Here is a 24,032-nt window from a genome sequence, read left to right on the forward strand (position 1 = left end):
TCCGGGTTTACGGTTCCATTACCGAACGGAGTTTTCACGTGTCACGCATCGTGGTCGTCAGCGGCGGCGGTACGGGGATCGGCCTGGCCGTCGCGGAGGCCTTTGTCCGCGACGGGGACCAGGTCGTGCTGGTCGGACGGCGGGCGGACGTCCTGGAGGAGGCGGTCGCCCGGCTGGGTTCCGGATCCGCCCTGGCCGTCCCGGCGGACCTGACCGACGAGACGGAGGCGGCCGGGGTCCGCGACCTGGTGGCCGAGCGCTTCGGCCGGGTGGACGTCCTGGTCAACAACGCGGGCGGGAACGTCGCCCTCGGCGCCGGCGAACCGTCGCTCACCGAACTGTGGACGGGCAACTTCCGGTCCAACGTGCTGACCGCCGTGCTGCTCACCGAGGCGCTGCGCGACCTGCTGGCCGACGGCGGCCGGGTGCTGCTGCTCAGCTCCATCGCCGCCGTGCGCGGCGGCGGCTCCGGCTCGTACGGCGCCGCCAAGGCCGCCCTGCACCCGTACGCCTACGACCTGGCGGCGGACCTGGGCGCGCGCGGGATCACCGTCAACGTCATCGCGCCCGGCTTCATCGACGACACCGAGTTCTTCGGCGGGCGCATGACGCGGGAGCGGCGCGCGTTCCTCGTCGGCCAGACCCTCACCGGCCGGGTCGGCGTCCCCGAGGACGTCGCCTCGCTCGCGCACTGGCTCGCCTCCCCGGGCGCCGCGCACATCACCGCGCAGATCCACCAGGTGAACGGCGGTGCGGAGCGCGGTCGCTGAGGGCCGCCCCGGGGTCAGTGGGGCCAGATGGGCGGGTGCGTGGTGAAGTGGCCGCCGAGGTGGGCGTGGTCCGGGTTGGCCGGGTCGAGTTCGCCCTGCGCGTCCACGAGCCCGGCCGCGAAGGGCTCGGAGTCGTCGCGCGGTTCGTAGCCGAGCGCCCGCGCGGAGGACAGGTCCCACCACAGCCGGGTGTTGGCGGAGCTGCCGTAGACCACGGTGTGCCCGACGTCCTCGGCGGTGAGGGCGGCGTGCAGCAGCCGCGCGCCGTCCTCCGGGCTCAGCCAGACCGACAGCATGCGCACCGACGTCGGCTCGCGGAAGCAGGAGCCGATGCGGATCGAGACGGTCTCCAGGCCGTGGAGGTCCCAGTAGAGCTGGGCCAGGTCCTCGCCGAAGCACTTGGACAGGCCGTAGAAGGTGTCGGGGCGGCGCGGGGTGTCGACCGGGATGAGCGGGTCGTCCCCGACCGGGCGCGGGGTGAAGCCCACCGCATGGTTGCTGGAGGCGAAGACGATCCGCGGCACGCCCTCCTCGCGGGCGGCCTCGTAGAGGTTGTACGTGCCCTCGATGTTGGCGCGCAGGATCTTCTCGAAGGGGGCTTCCAGGGAGATGCCCGCGAGGTGGATGATCGCGTCGACCCCGCGCACGGCCTCGCGCAGGGCGGCGCGGTCCGCCAGATCCGCGGTGATCGCGTCGGGCGCGCCCTCGACGGGCAGCATGTCGAGGAGGCGCAGCTCGTAGCCGTGCGCCGGCAGCAGCTCGCGCATCAGGGTGCCCAGGCCGCCTGCGGCGCCGGTGAGCAGGATGGTGCGGGGAGCGGGCATGCGCGGGTCTCCTCGATCGGACGTCCATGCTCATGGACGTCATTCATATTCATGGACACGCTAAAGAGCGCTTGTCGAAGCGTCAAGACTCCACCACCTGCGGCTGTCTTCCTTGACCCGTCCTCTGTGCTGCCCTAGCGTGAACGCGTTCATGAATATAGACATCGATCAGATGAGCGTACAGACGCCAGTCTTCAGGGAGAAGCCGATGACCGATGCCGCCTCACTCTCCGCGCGCCTCGACGGCCTGCTGTTCTTCCCCGTGACGCCCTTCGGCCCGGACGGCGCCGTCGACCTGGAGGTCTTCCGCGCGCACGTGCGCCGCGGGATCGAGGCCGGGGCCGGGGCGGTGTTCGCGTGCTGCGGCACCGGCGAGTTCCACGCGCTGACGCCCGAGGAGTACCGCGCCTGTGTGGCGGCGGCCGTCGAGGAGTCCGCGGGCCGGGTCCCGGTCGTCGCCGGCGCCGGCTACGGCACCGCACTGGCCCTGCAGTTCGCGCGCCTCGCCGAGGAGGCGGGCGCCGACGGGCTGCTCGCCATGCCCCCCTATCTCGTCGTCGCCGACCAGGCCGGACTGCTGCGCCACTACGCGGCGCTCGCCGAGGGCACCTCGCTCGACGTCATCGTCTACCAGCGCGACAACGCCGTCCTCACCCCCGCGACCGTCGCCGAACTCGCCCGCATCCCGCGCATCATCGGCCTCAAGGACGGCGTCGGCGACCTCGACCTGATGCAGCGCATCATCAGTGCCGTCCGCAGCACCGTCCCCGACCGGGACTTCCGCTACTTCAACGGCCTCCCCACCGCCGAACTCACCGGCCTCGCCTACCGCGGCATCGGCGTCACCCTCTACTCCTCCGCCGTCTTCTGCTTCGCGCCCGAGATCGCCCTCGCCTTCCACCGCGCCCTGACCGCCGGCGACGACGCCACCGTCAACGCCCTCCTCGACGGCTTCTACCGGCCGCTGGTGGAACTGCGCCACCAGGGCCGCGGCTACGCCGTCTCCCTCGTCAAGGCCGGCGTCCGGCTGCGCGGGCTCGACGTCGGCGAGGTGCGCCCGCCGCTGTCCGAGCCCGCGCCGGCGCACGTCAAGGAACTCGCCGAACTCATCGACCGCGGACTCGCCCTGCTCGGCGAGGACTGACGTACGGTGGCCCGCGTCAACCCCGATCACCAGGAGCCGTGTTGAGAGCCTCCACCTTCGTCTACCCGTGGGACGTCATCGGCGACCCGGAGGCGGCGGACCGCATGGCCGGCCTCGGCGTCCAGCAGGTCACACTCGCCTCCGCGTACCACTCCACCCGGGCGCTGACCCCCCGCCACCCCGGACACCGCGTCGTCACCGCCCGCCACGCCGCCGTGCTCTACCCGCCCGACGAGCGCCGCTGGGCGGGGCGCGCCCTGCGGCCCTACACCCAGGACTGGGCGGGAGCCGAGGACGCCTACGGCGAGGCCGCCCGGGCCCTGCGGGCGGCCGGACTGGACGTGCACTCCTGGGTCGTGCTCGCCCACAACTCCCGCCTCGGGGACGAGCACCCCCGCGTGAACGTGCGCAACGCCTACGGCGACCGCTACCCCTGGGCGCCGTGCATCGCCCAGCCGGAGGTGCGCGCGTACCTGGTCACGCTGGCGGCGGAGGCCGCGGTGCGGCCGGGGACGGACACGGGGGGCACGGAACTGGAGTCCTGCGGCTGGTACGGCCTCGCGCACCTGCACGCCCACGACAAGACGGGCGGCGTGCCGCTGCCCGGGGCCGCGCAGTTCCTGATGTCCCTGTGCTTCTGCCCCGCGTGCGAGGCGGGGTACGCCGGGCTGGGCGCGGACCCGGAGGAACTGCGGGGGGCCGTACGGGGGGCCCTCGCGCCGGTGTGGGCGGGGGAGTGGGTCCCCGGGTCCGACGAGTGGGCCGACGTCGAGAAGCTGCTCGGGGCGGACCTCGCGGGGCTGACCATGGTGTGGCGCGGTTCCGTCGCGCGGGACCTGCAGCGGGGCGCGGTGGAGGCGGTACGGGCCGCCGCGGCACCGGGGTTCCGGGTGCTGCTCCACGCGGACCCGCACGCGCACCGCTGCGGGGCCAACGCCGGGGTCGACCCGGGGTGGGTCCTGGGCCACGCGGACGGGCTCGTGCTGCCCGGGGCGGACCTGGTCGCGGCCTGCGCGCCGCACGCGCGGCCTGGAACCGTGCTGGCCGCCAACTTCCCCGTGGTCGCCGGGATGGGGGGCAGCCCCGCCACGCTGGCCGCGGACGCGGCCCGGGCGGCGGCTGCCGGGGCGACGGAGTTGCGGCTTTACCACGCGGGGCTCGCGTCCGCGGGGGATCTGGCGGCGGTGCAGGCGTTTTTGGCGGGGGCAGGGGGCCGCTGAGGCTTGCGCCTTGTGCGCCGGGTGGGTTGTGGTTGTGGCCGGTGGGTGTGTGCGGGTGCGTTGCGCCTGCGGGCGGCTGCGCCGGGCTGCCCGGTTGTTGTGTGCGGGTTGTGTGCGCCTGCGGCGGGCTGTCTCCCGCCCTCCCTCCCGATTGCCCGGCGCGGTCAGTGCGGGCCTGCGCTCCGTTGGCGTGGGGTCGGTGCCGCGCCGGCGCACGTCCTCAACGCTCGCGGTTTACCCCAACATCATTCGGCGCCGGGTCCGCCGCTCGTCGTTTCCGGGCGCACCCCGCCACACCCCCTCCCGTCGTGAGAGCGCATGACGGCCGGAGGGGGTGAGAGGGCAGTCCGGGGTTGCCGCACGCGCTTTGTGAACCCCACCGGCTGTTCTATGGGGGCACCTTCCAGCGGTAGCTGGGGGTGGCGGCTGAGGCCCGCGCCGGGTTCGCGTGATGATCATGGGGTCGATTGGACCGGGAGCTCTTTCGGGGTGCTGGGGCCGGTGCCGGCGGTAGGGCGCACAGGTGTCGATCACTCTGCTGAGCGGCCTGTTGTCGTGTGCGCGTTCTTGCCCTCCCTCGGTCTTCGACCAGGGGCGGCCTCATGCGGTGCGGTCGGTGTGGTCTCAGGACTGAACCTGGTTGCGGGTCGGCGACTCGCCGGAGGCCAGGGTGCGTCCCCACACCGGCAATCGTCATGATCTGCCGCCTGGCGACCTTCGGCGTCGCCGTGACATAGGCAAACCCTGCGAGCGCAAGCGGGCGAGCTGCGCCAGCCGTTCCGGGGAGGTGCCGATCTCGGCCTGCGGCCGGGGGACCCCTGCCGGGGGCAGTTCTTAGCGGTGCCGGGAGGGGCGCCCCCCATTACCCCCCTCCGGCCGTCAGTCGCCCACACGACTGGAGGGGGTGTGGCGGGGTGCGCCCGGAAGCGACGAGCGGTGGCCGCGGCGCCGAACGATGTGAGGCAGCGCCGCGAGCGCTGAGGACGTGCGCCGGCGCGGCACCGACCCCACGCCAACGGAGCGCAGGCCCGCACTGACCGCGCCGGGCAATCGGGCGGGAGGGCGGGTGGACGCCCGCCGCAGGCGCAAACGACCCGCACACGACAACCGCGCCGCACACAAAGCCGTGTTGGACCCATTGACGTACCCCGCCCCCCGCCCTACTTTCATCGCGTCGTACTTCGTACGTCATATATGAGACGCCATACGCGAGATCCGAAAGAGCCCCCATGGACCTGCTCGCCGGCACCGCGCCGACGCCGATTCCGTCCCGTACCCAGGTCGTGCTGGAAACGATCAAGCACGGGATACTCACCGGCCGGCTGAAGCCCGGTCAGGCACTCGTCGAGGCCGAGCTGGCAGCGCAGTTCGGGGTGTCCAAGACGCCCGTGCGGGAGGCGCTCAAGACGCTCGCCGGCACCGGGCTGGTCGTGATGAGCCAGTACAAGGGCGTGACCGTGCGGACCGTGGACGCGGAGATGGCCCGTCAGGTGTACGACGTCCGCCTGCTGCTGGAGCCGGAGGCCCTGCGTCGTACCGTCACGCACCGCGCCCCGCTGGACGCCGCGCGGGAGGCGCTGTCGCGGGCCGACGAGGCGGGGGACCGGGCCGACCGGTCGCTCGCCAACCGGGAGTTCCACCGGGCGCTGTACACGCCGTGCGGCAACCCCCTGCTGGCCCGGATGCTGGACGACGTGCGGGACCAGGCGGCCCTGGTCTCGGCCGTGGTCTGGCAGGAGACGCCGTCGTGGGAGCAGGAGGCCCGCGAGCACCGGGAGATCCTGGCGCGTGCGCTGGACGGGGACGCGGACGGCGCGGCGCGGCTGCTCCACGACCACATCGCGAGCTTCGTGGCCCGGGCGTTCCCCGAGGGCCCGGACGGCGGCGACGGGCCGCCCCGCTGAGCCGCGGGCGCGCGGGGGTGAGGGGACGGCCCCCCGCGCGCCCGCTTCCGTTGCGTGCCACCCCCACCGCACCCGAGTTGAAGGGCTACCGAATGTCATTCGCAGAGCAGTCGTCCGCGCTCGCCGACGTCGTGGCGATCCCGGTGACCCCGTTCGACGCGGACGGGGGCGTGGAGCGCGCCGCGTACCGGGCGCTGCTGCGCAGACTGCTCGACAGCGGGGTGCGGACGGTCACGCCGAACGGCAACACCGGGGAGTTCTACGCCCTCGACCCGGCCGAGCGGCGGCTGGTCGTCGAGCTGACGATGGCGGAGGCGGACCCGGACACCCAGGTCGTGGTGGGCGTCGGCCACGACGTGCCGACGGCGGTGGCCGCCGCGCGGCACGCGCGCGACGCCGGCGCGCAGATGGTGATGGTGCACCAGCCGATCCACCCGTACGTGTCGCCGGAGGGCTGGGTGGACTACCACCGCGCCATCGCGGAGGCCGTCCCGGAGACCGCGGTCGTCCCGTACGTCCGCAACCCGCTGCTGGACGGCGGACTGATCGCGCGGCTCGGCGCGTTGTGCCCGAACGTCGTCGGGGTGAAGTACGCGGTGCCCGACGCCGCCCGCTTCGCGGCGGTGGCGCGGGACGCGGGGCTGGACCGCTTCACCTGGGTCGCCGGTCTCGCCGAGCTGTACGCGCCCGCGTACTGGGCGATGGGCGCGACCGGTTTCACCTCGGGCCTGGTCAACGTCGCGCCCCGGGTGTCACTGGAGATGCTGCGCGCACTGCGCGACGGCGACTACGCGGCGGCGATGAAGGTGTGGGAGCAGATCAGGGAGTTCGAGGACCTGCGGGCCGAGCAGGGTTCCGCCAACAACGTGTCCGTGGTGAAGGAGGCGCTGGCGGTGCTGGGCCTGTGCCGCCGCGAGGTGCGCCCGCCCAGCCGCCTGCTGACCGGGGACCGGCGCGAGCGGGTGGCCGCCCTGCTCGCCGGCTGGGACCTGTGAGCCGGGAGGGGACGGAGGGTCCGCCATGAAGAAGCCGGAAGAGCTCCGCAGCCACCAGTGGTACGGGACCGACGGCCTGCGCTCGTTCAGCCACCGGGCCCGTACCCGGCAGCTGGGCTACCTGCCCGAGGAGCATCTGGGCAAGCCGGTGATCGCGGTCCTCAACACATGGAGCGACATCAACCCCTGCCACGTCCACCTCCGCGAGCGGGCCCAGGCGGTCAAGCGCGGGGTCTGGCAGGCGGGCGGCTTCCCCCTGGAGTTCCCCGTCGCGACGCTGTCGGAGACGTACCAGAAGCCGACGCCGATGCTCTACCGCAACCTGCTCGCCATGGAGACCGAGGAGCTGCTGCGCTCCTACCCGGTGGACGGGGCGGTCCTGATGGGCGGTTGCGACAAGTCCACGCCGGCGCTGCTGATGGGGGCCGCGAGCGCCGACCTGCCGGCGGTGTTCGTGCCGGCCGGACCCATGCTGCCCGGGCACTGGCGCACCGAGGTGCTGGGCTCCGGCACCGACATGTGGAAGTACTGGGACGACAAGCGGGCCGGGCTCATCGGCGACTGCGAGATGGCCGAACTGGAGAGCGGGCTGGCCCGTTCGCCCGGTCACTGCATGACCATGGGCACCGCCTCCACGCTGACCGCGGCGGCGGAGGCGCTGGGGATGACGGTGCCGGGCGCGTCGTCGATCCCCGCCGTCGACTCCGGTCACGACCGCATGGCGGCGGCCTCCGGGATGCGGATCGTCGACCTCGTGCGGGAGGACCTGCGGCCGTCGGCGATCCTCACCCGCGAGGCGTACGAGGACGCGGTGGCCACGGTGCTCGCGCTCGGCGGTTCGACCAACGCCGTGATCCACCTGATCGCGATGGCGGGGCGCAGCGGCGTCCCGCTCACGCTGGACGACTTCGACCGCATCGCCCGTACGGTGCCGGTGCTGGCCAACCTCCGCCCCGGCGGCCGGTACCTGATGGAGGACTTCCACTTCGCGGGCGGCCTCCCCGGGTTCCTGACCCGGCTGCGGGACGCCGGCGTCCTGCACCTCGACCGGCCGACCGTCGCGCACAAGACCCTGGGCGAGCAGCTGACCGGGGCGCTCGTCCACGACGACGACGTGATCCGCCCGCTGGACAGGCCGCTCGCGGCCGAGGGCGGCGTCGCCGTCCTGCGCGGCAACCTGTGCCCGGACGGCGCGGTCGTCAAGCACATAGCGGCCGAGCCGCACCTGCTCGAACACACCGGTCCCGCGGTCGTGTTCGACGACTACCGGACCCTGCAGCGCACCATCGACGACCCGGGCCTCGGGATCACCGAGGACAGCGTCCTGGTGCTGCGCGGTTCCGGCCCGCTCGGCGGGCCGGGCATGCCCGAGTACGGGATGCTGCCGCTGCCCGACCACCTCCTGAAGAAGGGGGTGCGGGACATGGTGCGGATCTCCGACGCCCGGATGAGCGGCACGAGTTACGGCGCGTGCGTGCTGCACGTGGCGCCCGAGTCGCACGTGGGCGGACCGCTCGCCCTCGTCCGCACCGGGGACCTGATCACCCTGGACGTCCGGGCGCGCACCCTGCGCCTGGAGGTCGACGACGCGGAACTGGAACGCCGGCGCGCGCAGTGGCAGGCACCGCCGCCCCGCTACGGACGCGGCTACGGCGCGCTGTACCAGGACCAGATCACCCAGGCCGACACCGGCTGCGACTTCCGCTTCCTGGCCCGGCCCGGAGAAGTGCCGGAGCCCTACGCGGGCTGACGCCCCGCCGCGCACCACCCCGCACCGCCCGTACCGCCACCGCGCCCGTGGCGGCCCCGCACCAATCGGCAAGCGCTTTCCCCGTACCCGTACGAAGGAGTACCGGTCATGGCCACAGCCGTGGCGAAACCACCCCGGCCCCCGCGGCGCCGGCCGTCCGGCGCGGCCCGGCGCACCCCGTACGTCCTGATCGCCCCGGCCGTCCTGCTGATGCTGGGCTTCATCGCCTACCCGATGCTCAGCGTCCTCTACTACAGCCTGCAGGACTACAACGTCACCAAGCCCTGGCGGAACGGCTTCGCCGGCCTCGGCAACTTCCGGCGGATCCTCTTCGACGACCCGCTGTTCTGGCAGAGCCTGCTCTTCAGCCTCAAGTGGGTCGTCGCGGAGGTGGGACTGCAGCTCGCCCTCGGGCTGGCGCTGGCCCTGATCGTCAACCAGACCTTCGTCGGCCGCGGCCTGTCGCGCGCCCTGGTCTTCTCGCCGTGGGCCGTCTCCGGCGTGCTGACCACCACGATCTGGATGCTGCTGTACAACCCCGCGACCGGCATCAGCCGCTACCTCGCGGACGCCGGCATCGGCGAGTACGGCACCTCGGTGCTGTCCGACCCCGACACCGTCTTCCCCGCCGCCGTCCTGGCCGAGCTGTGGCGCGGGGTCCCGTTCTTCGCCATCCTCATCCTCGCCGACCTGCAGTCCATCCCGAACGAGCTGTACGAGGCGGCCTCGGTCGACGGCGCGGGCCGCTTCCGGCGGTTCTTCCACATCACGCTGCCCCACCTGCGGGACGCCATCGTGCTGTCCACGCTGCTGCGCGCGGTGTGGGAGTTCAACAACGTCGACCTGCTCTACACGCTCACCGGCGGCGGTCCCGCCGGGTCGACGACGACCCTGCCGCTGTACGTCGCCAACACCGGCATCGACGGCCACGACTTCGGCTACGCGTCCGCGCTCACCACCGTCGCCTTCGTGATCCTCCTCTTCTGCTCCATCGTCTACCTGCGTCTCAGCAAGTTCGGGAGCGACCGCACATGACCACCACCGTGCCGGAGACGAACGGCGTCCCCCTGCCGCACGTGGCGCCCGCGACGCGCCCCGACCGCGGCGGCACCGGGCCGCGCCGCGGGCGCCGGGCGCTCACCGCGGGCGCGCCCCGCTGGCAGATCTACCTGCCCCTCGGCCTGTACCTGCTGTTCACGCTCGTCCCCTTCTACTGGATGCTGCTGTTCGCGCTGCGCCCCTCGGGGTCCACCTCGCTGGTGCCGTGGCCGGCCACCACCGCGCACTTCTCGAAGGTGTGGAACGACCTCGGCTTCGCGGTGTTCTTCAAGAACAGCCTGCTCATCGGTGTGGCCACGCTCGTGATGACCACCGTGGTCGCGCTGCTCGGCGGCTATGCGCTGGCCCGCTTCGACTTCCGTGCCAAGCGGGCCTTCCTGCTGGCCCTGCTGTGCTCGCAGTTCATCCCGGGCGCGCTGATGCTGGTGCCGCTCTTCCAGATCTTCAGCGAACTGCGCATGATCGACTCCCTGTGGAGCGTCATCGTCGCCGAGACGGTCTTCCAGCTGCCCCTGTCGATCATCCTCATCAGCGGCTTCATCAAGAACGTGCCGGTGTCGCTCGAGGAGGCCGCCTGGGTCGACGGCTGCGGCCGGATCCGTGCCTTCTGCGCGGTGGTGCTGCCGCTGCTGCGCCCGGGGCTGATCGCGGTGGGCTCCTTCGCCTTCGTGCACAGCTGGAACCACTTCCTCTTCTCGCTGATGTTCCTCAGCACGCAGGAGAAGTACACGATCCCCGTCGGCCTCAGCTACACCATCGGCTCCGGCGAGAGCGTCGAGCTCGGGACGCTCGCCGCGGGCGGCGTCGTGGCCGCCGTGCCCGTCGTCATCGTCTTCGCCTTCATCCAGAAGTGGCTGGTCACGGGCTTCAGCGCGGGCGCGGTGAAGGGCTGACGCCCGTACCGGCAGCGCAGATCCCCCACGGACGAGGAGGTCCGAACCGTGCGTGATGCATCCCCACGGCCCGCCGGCGGCGGCCCGCCCGTGGCGCCGTCCGGCGCCGCGCCCGTGCCGGTCGTCCTGGCCGGGGCCCGCGGCCACGGCGCCTGGCACCTGGAGAACCTGCGCAGGCTCTCGGCCACCGGGCTGGTGCGCCTTGCCGGGATCTGCGACACTGCCGCGCTCGCGCCGGGCGAGCCGGCCGGGTTCCCCGAACCCGCCCGCGGCACCGATCTGGGCGAGCTGACCGCGCGGACCGGCGCCGGGATCGTCATCGTCTGCACCCCCATCCACACGCACACCGACCTGGCGCTGGCCGCGGCCGCGCAGGGCGCCCACGTGCTGCTGGAGAAGCCGCCCGCGCCCTCCTACGCCGCGTACGAGCGGCTGGTCGCCGGGGTCGAGGCGAGCGGGCGGGCCTGCCAGATCGGCTTCCAGTCGCTCGGCTCGCACGCCCTGGCCGCCGTGCGGGCGCTCGTCGCCGACGGCGCGATCGGCGCCGTGCGCGGCATCGGCGCGGCGGGCAACTGGGTGCGCGAGGAGCACTACTTCCGCCGGGCCGCATGGTCGGGGCGGCGCAGGGTCGGCACGACGGACGTCGTCGACGGGGTGCTCACCAACCCGCTCGCCCACGCCGTCGCCACCGCGCTCGCCCTGGACGGCAGCGAACGCGCCGAGGACGTCGGGGCGATCGAGCTGGAGCTCTTCCGGGCCAACGCCATCGAGGCCGACGACACCTCCGCGCTGCGGCTGCGCACCGCGCGGGGCACGATCGTCACGGTCACCGCCACCCTGTGCGCCGAGCGGAACACCGAACCGTACGTGGTCGTCCACGGCGACCGCGGCCGGGTGACGTTCTGGTACAAGCAGGACCGCGTCCTGCTGCAACGCGCCGGGCACGGGCCGCAGGAGCGGCGGTACGGGCGCACCGACCTGCTGGAGAACCTGGTCGCGCACGTCCGGCACGGCGAGGACCTGCTCGTGCCGCCCCGCGCGACCGGCGCCTTCATGAAGGTCGTCGAGGCCGTGCGCACCGCGCCGGACCCGGTGCCGCTCCCCCCGGACGCCTGGCGCACCGAACCCGGTGAACGCTCCGTCAGGCGCGTCGTCACCGGGGTCGACGCCATGGTCACCGCGGGCGCCGAGCGCCTGGCCCTCCTCTCCGAAATGGGCGCCCCCTGGGCCGCCGCCGGCGGGGTGGTCCCGCGATGACGGCCACGGCCCTGCGCGTCGCCGGACGCACGGTGGGACGGTACGTCCACCGCCCCGATCTGCCCGGACGGCTCTCCCCGCGCCCTTACCTGCACCCGCTGACGACCCTGGCCGGGGTGCCCGTCACCGAGTTCATGCCCGGCGACCACCTCCACCACCTCGGGGTGAGCGTCGCCGTCCCGGACGTCGGCGGGCGCAACTTCTGGGGCGGCCGCACCTACGTCCGCGACCGCGGCCCCACCGAACTGGACGACCACGGCGTCCAGGAGCACCTGGGCCTGCTCCGCGGCGGCCCGGACGGCTTCACCGAGGAGCTGTCCTGGCGCTTCGGGGACCTCGAACTGCTCCGCGAGCGCCGGACGGTCACGGCCCGGGCACTCGGCCCGGACCGCTGGGCGCTCGACGTCACCTTCGCGCTGGCCAACCCCGGCGACCGGGAACTGACCATCGGCAGCCCCGCCACCAACGGTCGCCCCGGAGCCGGTTACGGCGGCTTCTTCTGGCGGGCGCCCGCCGAGCCCGAGCGGGCACGGGTGTTCACCGCCGACGCGGAGGGCGAGGAGGCGGTGCACGGCCGGGCGGCCGACTGGCTGGCCCTGTCCGGCGAGGGCTGGACCCTGGTGTTCGCCGGGGCGACCGGCGCGAGCCGCCGCGACCCGTGGTTCGTGCGCACCGCCGAGTACCCGGGCGTCGGCTCCTCCCTCGCCTGGGCTCGGCGGCTGCCCGTCCCGGCGGGAGGCACCGTCACCCGGCGGATCGCCACCGCGGTCGCCGACGGGCGGCTCGGCCCCGCGGAGGCCGGCGCACTGGCCCGCCGCCTCGTCGAGGGGAGCGGCTGACGATGCGCCCCTGGACGGCCGACCTCGGCGACGGCACCTACCGCAACCCGGTGCTCCACGCCGACTGGTCCGACCCCGACGTCATCCGCGTCGGCGACGACCACTACCTGACCGCCTCCAGCTTCGGCCGCGTCCCAGGGCTGCCGGTCCTGCACTCCCGCGACCTCGTCAACTGGCGGATCATCGGGCACGCGCTGGACCGTCCCGTACGGGCGTCCGCCGTGCCCCGGCACGACTGCGGGGTGTGGGCGCCGTCGCTGCGGCACCACGACGGCCGCTTCTGGATCTTCTGGGGCGACCCCGACACCGGGCTGTTCCAGGTCAACGCGCCCGATCCGCGCGGCCCGTGGACCCGTCCGCACCTGCTGAAGGCCGGCAAGGGCCTGATCGACCCCTGCCCGCTGTGGGACGAGGACGGCACCGCCTACCTGGTGCACGCCTGGGCCAGGTCCCGCGCCGGGGTGAAGAACCGGCTCACCGGGCACCGGATGAGCCCGGACGGCCGGGAACTGCGGGACGAGGGCCGGGTGGTCGTGGACGGCGACACGATCCCGGGCTGGTTCACCCTGGAGGGCCCCAAGCTCCACCGGCACGACGGCTGGTACTGGATCCTCGCGCCGGCCGGCGGGGTGGGGACGGGCTGGCAGGGCGCGTTCCGCGCACGCGACTTCTTCGGCCCCTACGAGGAGGCCGTCGTGCTCGCACAGGGGCGCACCGCGGTCAACGGGCCGCACCAGGGCGCCTGGGTGCGCACCGCGCGGGGCGAGGACTGGTTCCTGCACTTCCAGCAGCGCGGCGCGTACGGGCGTGTGGTGCACCTGCAGCCGCTGCGCTGGACGGCGGACGGCTGGCCCCTGGCGGGTGACGCGGGCGAACCCGTCGCCCGCCACGCCAAGCCGGCGACCGCCGAGCCGCAGCCGCCCGAGGCCCCGGCCACCGACGACGACTTCCCCGGCGGACGGTTCGGCCGGCAGTGGTCGTGGGCCGCCTCGCCGCGGCCCGGCTGGACCACCGCGCACGGCGCCGACGCGCTGCGCCTGACCTGCGTGCGCACCGCCGACGCCCACGACCTGCGGCGGCTGCCCAACGTCCTGCTGCAGCGGCTGCCCGCCGAGTCCTTCACCGTCACCGTCGACCTCGCGCTGGACGCCGCGGCCGACGGCGCCAGGGCCGGGCTGGCCGTGGTCGGCGACGCCTATGGCTGGATCGGCCTGGAGCGCTCCGCGGACGGCGTCCACCTGGTGCACCGCTTCGCCGAGTCCGACGCCGCGGCCGAACGCGACGCGGCGCAGGCCCGCCTCGCTGCGCGTGGAGGTGACCCCGGGCGCCCGCTGCCGCTTCGCCGCGGACACCGGGGACGGCCCGCGCCCCTCGGGCCCGGTGTTCGCCGCGACGCCGTGGCGGTGGGTCGGCGCCCAGCTCGGGCTCTTCGCCACGGCGCCCAGCGCGCCCACCGGCCCCGGCGGCCCCGCCGGGACCGCGGACTTCACCCACTTCCGGATCACGGCGGGCACGGCCGGCCCGCCCGCCCCGGAACCCGCGCCGGACCCCCGGCCGCCCCGTAGGTCCCGTACGTCCCCACCACCCGCACACACCCCGACAGGAGAGTCACCATGAGAGCACCGAAGGGTCGCGGAGCGCGCCTCGCCGCCGCCGTCGCGGCCGTCTCCGCACTGGCGCTGACCGCGTCCGCCTGCGGCACGGACGGCAAGGGCAGCTCGGGCAGCGAGGGCAGCGGCAAGGGCACCGTCACCTTCTGGGACAACAACGGCGGTGTCCGCACCGAGGTGTGGAAGGAGATCATCTCCCGCTTCGAGAAGAAGAACCCGGACATCAAGGTGAAGTACGTCGGGGTCGCCGCAGCCGACGTGCAGTCCAAGTACGACACCGCCATCGCGGGCGGCAAGGGCCTGCCCGACGTGGGCGGCGTGGGCACCGCGATGCTCGCGAGCCTGGTCGCGCAGGACGCCCTGGACCCGGTGACCGACCGCATCGAGGACAGCTCCCTGAAGGGCGGGTTCGACCCCGACCTGGTCGAGAGCGTGCAGGTGGCGGGCGGCGGCGACGAGCTGTTCTCGGTGCCGACCTCCGCGAACATGGGCGTCCTGTGGTACCGCACCGACCTCTTCGAGGCCGCCGGGGTGCCCGCGCCCACCACCTGGGACGCCTTCTTCACGGCGACGGAGAAGCTGACCGACCGGAAGAACAACGAGTTCGGCTTCACCTTCCGCGGCGGCGCCGGCTCGATCGCCCAGGCCCTGGACATGATGTACGGGCAGTCCGGCATCGACAGCTTCTGGAACGGCGACTCGACCACCGTCAACGACCCGAAGAACGTGGCGGCGCTGGAGAAGTACGTCGCGCTGTACAAGAAGACCACGCCGGAAGCCGACCTCAACAACGACTTCACCAAGATGGTCGCCGAGTTCGACAACGGCAGGATCGGCATCCTCCAGCACAACCTGGGCTCCTTCCAGAACCACCTGGACGCCCTCGGCCAGGACAAGTTCGCGGGCGTGGCCATGCCGGTCGACGCGGCGGGGGTGCGTACGACGGTCTCCAACCCGGTGGACGGGCTCGGCCTGTTCAAGAGCTCCGGGAACAAGGAGGCGGCCTGGAAGTTCATCGAGTTCGCCGCCTCGGCGGAGGCGAACAGCCTGTGGAACGAGTCGGCCGGGGCCATCCCGTCCAACACCCAGGCGCAGGACGACGACTGGATCGCCTCGGCGGGGGCCACCAAGATCGCCATCGACGCGCTCACCGACTCCAGGACCAGGATCGTCCAGCTGCCGTACTACCTGCCGGACTGGAACACCCTCAGCAAGGCCGACAGCGAACCGGAGTTCCAGAAGGTCGTCCTCGGCCGGCTGAGCGCCAAGGACTTCCTGGACGCCTTCGCCGGGAAGCTCAACGCCGCGCAGGCGGACTGGAAGAAGCACAACTCCTGATCCACGCGCCAGGGAAGGGGGCGGCCGGCGGCGCCCACGCCGTGCGGTGCGCCGCCGGCCGTCCCCTCCACCCCCCGTTCCCCATCCCTCCCGACCTCCTCGCAAGGAGCCGCAATGCGCAGAACTGTGTGTCATGCACGCGCCATGCTTGCCCTGCTGGGCTGCTCGACGCTGACCCTCGCCCTCACCGCACCCGCCGCGGCCCAGGCCGTCCCGCACGGGGCCGCCCTCGGCCGTGCGGTGCTGCCCGCCGGGGACGGCTGGGCCTCGGCCGGCGGCGGCACCCGGGGCGGCTCGGCCGCCGACGCCGCCCACGTCTTCACCGTGCGCAACCGCGCCGAACTGGTCGCCGCCCTCGGCAACGGCGACGGCACCCCCCGGATCGTCCAGGTCAAGGGCGTCATCGACGCCAACACCGCCGACGACGGCACCCCCCTGGACTGCGCCGACTACGCCACCGGCGGCTACACGCTCGACGGCTACCTCGCCGCCTACGACCCCGCGGTGTGGGGCACCGACCGCGAGCCGTCCGGCCCGCTCGAGGACGCCCGCGCGGCCTCGCAGAAGGTCCAGGCGGAACGCGTCCAGGTGCGGGTCGGCTCCCGCACCACCATCGTCGGCCTCGGCCGCGGCGCCACCCTCCGCGGCGCCGACCTGATGGTCCAGGACGCGGACGACGTCATCATCCGGAACCTGTCCTTCGAGAACGCCGCGGACTGCTTCCCCGCCTGGGACCCCACCGACGGCGACACCGGCAACTGGAACTCCGAGTACGACAACCTCAGCGTCGTCGACTCCACGCACGTGTGGGTGGACCACAACACCTTCTCCGACGGCGACGAGCCCGACAGCGCCCTGCCCGAGTACTTCGGCCGCGTCTTCCAGAAGCACGACGGCCTCTTCGACGTCATCAAGGGCTCCGACCTCGTCACCGCCTCGTGGAACGTCTTCCGGGACCACGGCAAGACCTCGCTCATCGGCAACAGCGACAGCGCCGCCGCCACCGACGCGGGCAGACTGCGCGTCACCCTCCACCACAACCTCTACCGGAACGTCACCGAGCGCGCCCCACGCGTCCGCTTCGGCCAGGTCGACGTCTACAACAACCACTACGTGGTGACCCCGGACTCCGGTTACGCCTACGGCTACAGCCTCGGTGTCGGCGTCCAGTCGCAGCTGGTGGCGGAGGCCAACGCCTTCACCCTGCCCGCGGGCGTCGACCGCGCCACCGTCATCAAGAAGTGGAAGGGCACCGCCCTCACCGAGGCGGGCAACCTCGTCAACGGCCGCCCCGTCGACCTGCTGGCCGTCCACAACGCGGGTGTCCCCGGGGAGCAGCTGGGCGACGACGCGGGATGGACCCCGGCCCTGCGCACCCGGGTCGACCGGGCCGCCGCCGTACCGCACGTCGTCGACCGCCGGGCGGGCAGCGGAAGGCTCTGACCGGCCGCCGCCCCGCCCCCGCGGCACCCCGTCGGCCGACCGTCCCCGGCCGGCGGACGTCAGATCGCCGCGGCGCCCTCGGGGACCGCGCCGCGGGGCTTGCGCCCCTCGTACCAGAGGGCCGCGCCCGTCAGCAGCGCGCCCACGCCCTCCCACACACCGACCCCGAGGAAGCCGGACGGCGCCCGGCCGATCACCACGGCGGTGGTGAAGACGGTGAAGGTCAGCAGCCGGAACGGGACCGTCCAGCGGAAGAAGGCGCGCCAGTCGGCGAGGGCCGCCAGGACGTAGTAGACGCCCATGTTGAGCGCCGCCATCGAGGAAGCCGTGAGGAAGACCAAGGTGTGGTCGCCCGCCGCGCGGTGCTCCGGCCGGTGGAAGCCGAGCAGGGACAGCTGTACGGCCGGCGAGACGATCCCGACGATGCCGAGCGCGGCGGCGAGCAGACCGAAGACGGCCATGGTCCAGCCGGAAAGGGAGCGGGGGAGACGCACCGGTCCTCCAAGTTTGGGGGCGACGGCTTCGGCGCCCCAACTCCCATGATCCTAGGGGATGTTCAGGCCGACTCCCGCCGCACCAGCTCCGTCGGGAGGATCACCCCGGCGGGCTCGTCACCGGCGATCCGGGCGAGCAGCAGCCGCACCATCTCGGCGCTGATCCGGTCCCACGGCTGGCGGATCGTGGTCAGCGGCGGCAGCGTGGCCAGCGCCGCGGGGGAGTCGTCGAAGCCGCCGACCGCGACGTCCTCCGGCACCCGCCGCCCGGCCCGTTCCAGCGCCGCCAGCGCGCCCTGCGCCATCAGGTCGGACGCGACGAAGACCGCGTCCAGGCCCGGGGCCCGCTCCAGCAGCGCGGTCATCGCGGCCTCGCCGCTGGACCGGCTGTAGTCACCCTCGGCGACCAGCGACTCGTCGGCGGGCAGCCCCGAGGCCGCCAGCTCCTCCCGGTAGCCCGCCAGCCGCTGGACACCGCCGGGGGTGTCCAGCGGCCCGGTGATCATGGCGACCCTGCGCCGCCCGGTGGCCACCAGGTGCCGCACCATCCGGTGCGCGCCGCCGCGCTCGTCGGCCGCCACATACGCGACCCGGCCGCCCTGCCCCAGCGGCTCCCCGCACGCGACGACCGGGACCCCGGCCTCCTCCAGCCGCTCGGCGACCGGGTTCCCCGAGTGGCTGGAGACCAGCAGCACGCCGTCGACGTGCCCGGCGGTGATGTAGCGGGTTATCCGCCGCCGCTCGGACTCGTCGCCGGCGATCATCAGCAGCAGCGGTATGTCGTGCGCGGCCAGCGCCTGGGTGCAGCCGCTGAGCAGTACGTTGAAGTTCGGGTCCTCGAAGAAGCGCTCCTGCGGCTCGGTGAGCAGGAAGCCCACCGAGTCCGACCGGCCGGTGATCAGGCTGCGGGCGTGCCGGTTCACCACGTAGCCGGTGCGGCGGATGGCGGCGTTGACCGCCTCCAGCGCGGCCGGGCTCACGTTGTGCCCGCCGTTGAGGACGCGCGACACCGTGCCCCGTGACACGCCCGCCTCGCGGGCCACGTCGTGGATCGTCGGGGGACGGCGTCGTTCTGTGCGGCTCATACCGTTCTTCCTTCGGGGGCTCCTCAGGACTTTACGGCCCCGGAGAGCAGGTCCAGGCTCCAGAACCTCTGGATGACCAGGAACAGCGCGATCAGCGGCATTATCGCCAGCATCGCTCCGGTGATCACCAGCGTGTAGAGGGCGGGCGCCGAGGCGCCCTGCTGGAGCAGGGTGAACAGGCCGAGCGTCACCGGGAACTTCTCGTCGTCGCCGAGCATGATGAACGGCAGCAGGAAATTGTTCCAGATCGCCACGAACTGGAAGAGGAAGACCGTCACCAGCCCCGGCAGCATCACCGGCAGCGCGACCGTGCGGAAGATCCGCCACTCCCGCGCCCCGTCCACCCGGGCCGCCTCCACCACCTCGTCCGGCACGGCGGCGGCGGCGTAGATCCGCGCCAGGTAGATCCCGTACGGCGCCAGCACGCTCGGCAGCAGCACCGACAGGTAGCTGTCGGCCAGACCCGCCTTGGCCATCAGCAGGTACTGCGGGATCGCCAGGATGACGGGCGGCATCAGCACCCCCGTCAGCAGGACGTTGAAGATCGCCTCCCGGCCGCGGAAGCGGTACTTCGCCAGCGCGTAGCCGCTGATCGCGGACACCGCCGTCGACAGCAGCGCCCCGAAGCCCGCGTAGAACAGGGAGTTGAGCATCCACCGCCAGTAGACGCCGTCGCGGTACGCGGACAGCGCCGAGAGGTTGTCCGCCAGACCCGTGCCGGGCAGGAAGGTGAACGTCGAGAAGAGCTCGCGGCTGCTCTTCGTCGACGCCACCAGCACCCACGCCACCGGGAGCAGGCAGTACGCGGCGCCGAGCAGCAGGACGGCGGTCGGGACCAGGCCGGCACGGCGGCGGCGCCGCGGCGCGGAGGCGCGGACCGCCGCGGTGGCGCCGGGCCGCCGGTCGAGGGGGGTTGCGGTGACGCTCATCAGGAGGCTTCCTGCCGGGTACGGGAGTTGGCCGCCCGCAGGAAGCCGAAGGACAGCACGAGGGTGACGACGGCGATGACCACGGACGTCGCCGCCGCCGAGTGGAGGTCGCCCCGGACGAAGGCGTCCTGGTAGACCTTCATCAGCGGACTCCAGGTCGTGGAGATCGAGTTGGTCATCCCCTTGAGGGTCATCGGCTCACCGAAGACCTGGAAGGTGGCGATCATCGAGAAGAAGAAGGTCAGCACGAGCGCCGGCGCCACCGTGGGGATCTTGACCCGCAGCGCGATCTGCAGCTCCGAGCAGCCGTCGATCCGCGCGGCCTCGTAGATCTCGGCGGGCACCGCCCGCAGCGAGGTGTAGATCACGATCATGTTGAAGCCGGTGCCGCCCCACACGGCGACGTTCGCCAGCGCGCCGAACAGCGCGCCGCCGTTCAGCAGGTCCGGCTCCGGCAGGCCCAGCGCGCCCAGCGCGTAGTGGACCGGGCTGAGCGAGGGCAGGTAGAGGAAGCCCCACAGCAGCGCCGCGACCACCCCGGGTACGGCGTACGGAAGGAAGATCGCCAGGCGCGAGAAGCCGCGCAGGCGGGTCCGCCGGGCGTCCAGCATCAGGGCGAACAGCAGGGCGAGGCCCAGCATCACCGGCACCACGATCGCGCCGTAGCCGAGGATGCGGGCGGCGCCGTGCAGGAGCTCGGTGTCGGACAGGACGGAGGCGTAGTTGGACAGCCCCGCCCAGGTCTCGCCGCGGGCGCCCCGGCCCAGGCCCAGCCCCTTGACCTCGATCTTGCGGAAGCTCAGGTAGAGGGCGTAGCCGATGGGGAGCGCGAAGGTCGCGGCGAACAGGACGACGGCGGGGACGAGGAATCCGTAGGGGGCGAGGCGTCGGGTGCGCCGGGCGGCGGTCGGCGAGGGCGGCATGGGCGGCTCGTTTCGGACGGGGGACGGATGGGCGGGGACCGGGGGCGCGTGGTGCCCCCGGTCGACCTGGGGGTGCCGCGCTACTCCGCGACCGGGAAGCCCTGCTTCTTCATGTCGGCGACCGTCGTCGACTGCACCGTGCCCAGCGCCGGGCCGAAGCCCGCCTTGTCCTGCGCCGCCTTGCCGAAGGCGTCCTTGAACGCGCTGTAGGCGACGTTCACGTTCGGGCCCCACGCGCCCGGGGCGGTGGTCTTCGCGATCTCGGCGGCCTTGGTGTAGAAGTCGGGCTGGTTGGCGAAGAACTCCGGCGCCTGGGCGAGCGCGTCCCCGGTCTGGGCGGCCGTCGCCGCCGGGTAGATGCCGCCGTTCTTCACCAGGGCCGCCACGGCCTCCGGGTCGGTGTTGAGCCAGGTCGCGAACTCCACCGCCGCGTCCTTGTGCGTCGAGTCGTTGGAGACGCCGGTCGTGGAGCCGCCCCAGCTGCCCGTGACCTGGTCACCCGCGGTCCACTGCGGAAGCGGGGCCATGGCCCACTTGCCCTTGGTGTCGGGGGCCGCGGTCGTCAGCACGCCCGGCGCCCACACGGCGCTGACCCAGGCGATCTGGGTGCCGGTGTTGAGCGCCTTGTTCCACGCGGGGGTGTACATCGGCTGGTTGTCGATGGCGCCCTCCTCGACCAGGCCGCCCCAGAAGTCGGCGACCTTGGTGGAGGCGGCGTCGTCGATCGCGACGTTCCACTTGTCCCCGCCGGTCGTCCACCACTTCGCGCCCGCCTGCTGGGACAGGCCCGCGAACAGGCCGGGGTCGGTGGCGGAGAAGGTGGTCAGCGCCTTCTTCGGGTCCTTCTTCTTCAGGGCCCGGGCGGTGGCGGCGAACTCGTCCCACGTCGTGGGCACGCTCAGGCCGTACTTCGTGAACAGGTCCTGGCGGTAGTAGAACATCAGCGGCCCGGTGTCCTGCGGGATCGCGTACACCGCGTCGGAGCCGAGGGTCACCTGCTGCCACACGCCCTCGGCGAAGTCCTTCTTCGTGTCGCCCGCCTGCCCGGATATGTCGGCCAGGACGTCGTTGCTCACCAGGGTGGGGAGGGCCTGGAACTCGGCCTGCACCAGGTCGGGCGCCTTGTGCGCCTTCGACGCCGTGATGATCTTGGTGACGAGGTCGTCGCCGGACGCCTGCTTCTTCACCGTGACCGTGATGCCGGCCTCCTTGCCGGGGCCGGCGTTCCAGATCGCCGCGACCTTGTCCAGGCCGGGAGCCCAGGCCCAGTAGGTGAGGCTGACCGGGCCGGACTCCGCCTTGTCTCCGTCTCCGCCGTCGTCCGACGAACCGCAGCCGGCCAGCAGCGTGGTGGAGAGCGCGGCCGCTGCGAATGCGGCGACGAGGCGCTTGTTCATGGGTTCCTCCCCTGACGAGGGTGCGCGGGGGCGCTGTGAGCGTTCACAGTAGAGAAACATCTCCGACACTTGTCAATGCCTGTGGCCCTGCGGTTACCTTGGCCGAGCCGCCCCTCAGGAGGCTGTGCACGTTCCCAGAGTTGACCCAGGAGATCCCATGGCGCGCCTTGCCTACGGCGGCGACTACAACCCCGAGCAGTGGCCCGAGGAGGTCTGGCAGGAGGACGTCCGGCTGATGCGCGAGGCCGGTGTGACCATGGTCAGCGTCGGCATCTTCGCCTGGTCGAAGCTGGAGCCCGAGCCCGGCCGCTACGACTTCGGCTGGCTCGACCGGCTGCTGGACCTGCTGCACGAGCACGGCATCCGTGCCGACCTCGGCACCCCCACCGTCGTACCGCCCGCCTGGTTCTACGCGGCCCACCCCGAGGCGCTCCCGGTCAGCCGCGAGGGCGTCCGCTACGGCTTCGGCTCGCGCGGTGCCATCTGCCACAGCTCCGCCGCCTACCGCGCGGCCGCCGCCCGGATCACCGAGCGGCTGGCCGAGCGCTACGGCCGCCACCCCGCCCTCGCCCTGTGGCACGTCCACAACGAGTACGGCGTACCGGTCGGCGCCTGCTACTGCGAGGCGTCCGCCGAGGAGTTCCGGGACTGGCTGCGGGCCCGCCACGGCACCCTCGACGCCCTCAACGCGGCCTGGGGCACGGCCTTCTGGGGCCAGACCTACGGCGACTGGGCGCACGTCGACGCCCCGCGGCTGACCCCCACCGTCGCCAACCCGGCCCAGCAACTCGACTACGCCCGCTTCACGGACGAGACCGTCCGCGGCAACTTCACCGCCGAACGCGACATCCTGCACCGGCTGTCACCCGGTGTCCCGGTCACCACCAACTTCATGACCGCGCTCAGCCAGTGCGACTCCATGGACTACTGGGCCTGGGGACGCGAGGTCGACCTCGTCACCAACGACCACTACCTGATCACCGACGGGCGCCGCACCCACGTCAACCTGGCCATGGCCGCCGACCTGACCCGCTCCGTCGCCGGCGGCGCCCCCTGGCTGCTGCTGGAGCACTCCACCAGCGGCGTCAACTGGCAGCGGCGCAACCCCGCCAAGGCGCCCGGCCAGATGGCCCGCAACAGCCTCGCGCACGTGGCCCGCGGTTCGGAGGGCGCCCTGTTCTTCCAGTGGCGGCAGTCCCGCTACGGCGCCGAGAAGTTCCACTCCGCGATGCTGCCGCACGCCGGAACCGACAGCCGCGTCTGGCGCGAGGTCGTCGGGCTGGGCGCCGACATCGCCGCCCTCGCCGAGGTCGCCGGCACCCGGACCGTCGCGGACGCCGCCGTGCTGTGGGACTGGCAGTCCTGGTGGGCGCAGAAGCTGGAGTGGCGGCCCAGCCAGGACCACGACGCGCGCGAACGCGCGGACAGCTGGTACGAGGCCCTGTTCGACCGCCACCTGACCGTCGACTTCGCCCGCCCGGAAGCCGATCTGTCGGCCTATCCCCTTGTCGTCGTCCCCGCCCTCTACCTCACCACCGAGGCCGCCGGACGGAATCTGCGCGCCTACGTCGAGGCCGGCGGCACGCTGCTGGTCTCGTACTTCTCAGGCGTCGTCGACGAGCACGACACCGTCCATCCGGGCCCCGTGCCCGGCGCGCTGCGGGACGTTCTCGGGCTGACCGTCGAGGAGTTCGCGCCGCTGCTCGACGGCGAACGGGTCCGGCTCGACGGCCCCGAGGCTCCCGCGCTCACCGGCGACCTGTGGACGGAGGTCGTCGTACCGCGCGGCGCCGAGCCGGTGTGGACGTACGCCGACGGCCCCGCCGCAGGCCGCCCCGCCGTCACCCGGCACGCCCTGGGGGCCGGCACGGCCTGGTACGTCTCCACCCGTCTCGGCCCCGCGGAGCTCGGCGCGGTCCTGGCCGCCGCGGCGCAGGACACGGGCCTGCCGGACCGGGCGGAACTGCCGCATGACGTCGAGGTCGTCCGCCGCGCCGGGGAGCAGGGCGCGTACCTCTTCGTGATCAACCACAGCGGGGCCGAGGCAAAGGTGCCGCTCGACGTGCCGGGCACGGAACTGCTCACCGGGGAGCGGGCCATCGGCCGGCTCAGCGTGCCGCCGGGCGCGGTCCGGGTGCTCCGGGAGGAGTCCTGAGCA

19 protein-coding genes and 1 pseudogene are annotated in these 24,032 nt (G+C 73.1%); 14 read left to right on the forward strand and 6 right to left on the reverse strand.

Going from position 1 to position 24,032, the window contains the following annotated elements:
- Positions 1-38: 38 nt before the first annotated feature.
- Positions 39-770: an SDR family NAD(P)-dependent oxidoreductase gene (locus CHF15_RS03440; protein ID WP_089222043.1), complete on the forward strand. Its 732-nt coding sequence runs from the start codon at positions 39-41 to the stop codon at positions 768-770.
- Between the two features lie 14 nt (positions 771-784).
- Here the strand turns inward: CHF15_RS03440 and CHF15_RS03445 are convergent, their stop codons facing one another.
- Positions 785-1,594: an NAD-dependent epimerase/dehydratase family protein gene (locus CHF15_RS03445; RefSeq protein WP_089222044.1), complete on the reverse strand. Its 810-nt coding sequence runs from the start codon at positions 1,592-1,594 to the stop codon at positions 785-787.
- Positions 1,595-1,802: 208 nt separating this feature from the next.
- Between CHF15_RS03445 and CHF15_RS03450 the strand changes: the two genes are divergently transcribed.
- From CHF15_RS03450 to CHF15_RS03505, 12 genes and pseudogenes are all read left to right on the forward strand, one after another.
- Positions 1,803-2,738 carry a 5-dehydro-4-deoxyglucarate dehydratase gene (locus tag CHF15_RS03450; RefSeq protein WP_089222045.1) on the forward strand — a complete coding sequence of 312 codons (936 nt, stop codon included), beginning with the start codon at positions 1,803-1,805 and terminating at the stop codon, positions 2,736-2,738.
- Positions 2,739-2,779: 41 nt separating this feature from the next.
- A complete protein-coding gene (locus CHF15_RS03455) occupies positions 2,780-3,958 on the forward strand; it encodes a hypothetical protein (protein ID WP_089222046.1) in 1,179 nt (392 codons plus the stop codon).
- Between the two features lie 1,229 nt (positions 3,959-5,187).
- Positions 5,188-5,862 carry a GntR family transcriptional regulator gene (locus CHF15_RS03460; protein WP_089222047.1) on the forward strand — a complete coding sequence of 225 codons (675 nt, stop codon included), beginning with the start codon at positions 5,188-5,190 and terminating at the stop codon, positions 5,860-5,862.
- A gap of 92 nt (positions 5,863-5,954) precedes the next feature.
- Entirely contained in the window at positions 5,955-6,857 is a 903-nt protein-coding gene (locus CHF15_RS03465; protein WP_089222048.1) for a dihydrodipicolinate synthase family protein, read from the forward strand.
- Positions 6,858-6,882: 25 nt separating this feature from the next.
- Entirely contained in the window at positions 6,883-8,607 is a 1,725-nt protein-coding gene (gene araD, locus CHF15_RS03470; RefSeq protein ID WP_089222049.1) for an L-arabinonate dehydratase, read from the forward strand.
- A gap of 108 nt (positions 8,608-8,715) precedes the next feature.
- Entirely contained in the window at positions 8,716-9,642 is a 927-nt protein-coding gene (locus tag CHF15_RS03475; RefSeq protein ID WP_089222050.1) for a carbohydrate ABC transporter permease, read from the forward strand.
- Positions 9,639-10,559, forward strand: coding sequence for a carbohydrate ABC transporter permease (locus tag CHF15_RS03480; protein ID WP_089222051.1), 921 nt, complete (start codon positions 9,639-9,641; stop codon positions 10,557-10,559). The genes CHF15_RS03475 and CHF15_RS03480 overlap by 4 nt, the downstream gene beginning before the upstream one ends.
- Positions 10,560-10,649: 90 nt before the next feature.
- On the forward strand, positions 10,650-11,816 hold the full coding sequence (locus CHF15_RS03485; protein ID WP_089222052.1) for a Gfo/Idh/MocA family protein: 1,167 nt from the start codon (positions 10,650-10,652) through the stop codon (positions 11,814-11,816).
- Complete coding sequence (locus CHF15_RS03490; protein WP_089222053.1) at positions 11,813-12,655, forward strand: DUF6807 domain-containing protein; 843 nt, start codon at positions 11,813-11,815, stop codon at positions 12,653-12,655. The genes CHF15_RS03485 and CHF15_RS03490 overlap by 4 nt, the downstream gene beginning before the upstream one ends.
- A 2-nt stretch (positions 12,656-12,657) precedes the next feature.
- Positions 12,658-14,272: pseudogene (locus CHF15_RS03495) on the forward strand (family 43 glycosylhydrolase).
- Positions 14,269-15,603 carry an ABC transporter substrate-binding protein gene (locus CHF15_RS03500; RefSeq protein ID WP_089222054.1) on the forward strand — a complete coding sequence of 445 codons (1,335 nt, stop codon included), beginning with the start codon at positions 14,269-14,271 and terminating at the stop codon, positions 15,601-15,603. Before CHF15_RS03495 ends, CHF15_RS03500 begins: the two are co-directional and overlap by 4 nt.
- Before the next feature lie 114 nt (positions 15,604-15,717).
- Positions 15,718-17,046 carry a pectate lyase family protein gene (locus CHF15_RS03505; protein WP_089222055.1) on the forward strand — a complete coding sequence of 443 codons (1,329 nt, stop codon included), beginning with the start codon at positions 15,718-15,720 and terminating at the stop codon, positions 17,044-17,046.
- 59 nt (positions 17,047-17,105) lie between these two features.
- Here the strand turns inward: CHF15_RS03505 and CHF15_RS03510 are convergent, their stop codons facing one another.
- The 5 genes from CHF15_RS03510 to CHF15_RS03530 all read right to left on the reverse strand — a co-directional run bounded on the left by CHF15_RS03510 (position 17,106) and on the right by CHF15_RS03530 (position 21,874).
- Positions 17,106-17,507 carry a hypothetical protein gene (locus CHF15_RS03510; RefSeq protein ID WP_089222056.1) on the reverse strand — a complete coding sequence of 134 codons (402 nt, stop codon included), beginning with the start codon at positions 17,505-17,507 and terminating at the stop codon, positions 17,106-17,108.
- Positions 17,508-17,602: 95 nt separating this feature from the next.
- Positions 17,603-18,625 (reverse strand): LacI family DNA-binding transcriptional regulator, encoded by a 1,023-nt coding sequence (locus CHF15_RS03515; RefSeq protein WP_089222057.1) that lies wholly within the window; start codon positions 18,623-18,625, stop codon positions 17,603-17,605.
- Between the two features lie 23 nt (positions 18,626-18,648).
- Positions 18,649-19,554: a carbohydrate ABC transporter permease gene (locus CHF15_RS03520; RefSeq protein WP_089222058.1), complete on the reverse strand. Its 906-nt coding sequence runs from the start codon at positions 19,552-19,554 to the stop codon at positions 18,649-18,651.
- A complete protein-coding gene (locus CHF15_RS03525) occupies positions 19,554-20,477 on the reverse strand; it encodes a carbohydrate ABC transporter permease (protein WP_089222059.1) in 924 nt (307 codons plus the stop codon). The genes CHF15_RS03520 and CHF15_RS03525 overlap by 1 nt, the downstream gene beginning before the upstream one ends.
- 80 nt (positions 20,478-20,557) lie before the next feature.
- The gene (locus tag CHF15_RS03530; protein WP_089222060.1) at positions 20,558-21,874 is read right to left on the reverse strand and encodes an ABC transporter substrate-binding protein; all 1,317 of its coding nucleotides are present in this window, start codon (positions 21,872-21,874) and stop codon (positions 20,558-20,560) included.
- A 157-nt stretch (positions 21,875-22,031) separates the two neighbouring features.
- Here CHF15_RS03530 and CHF15_RS03535 point away from each other — a divergent pair, with 157 nt between their 5' ends.
- Positions 22,032-24,029 carry a beta-galactosidase gene (locus CHF15_RS03535; protein WP_089222061.1) on the forward strand — a complete coding sequence of 666 codons (1,998 nt, stop codon included), beginning with the start codon at positions 22,032-22,034 and terminating at the stop codon, positions 24,027-24,029.
- Positions 24,030-24,032: the final 3 nt, after the last annotated feature.

Source organism: Actinacidiphila glaucinigra, from assembly GCF_900188405.1.
GTDB lineage: Bacteria > Actinomycetota > Actinomycetes > Streptomycetales > Streptomycetaceae > Actinacidiphila > Actinacidiphila glaucinigra.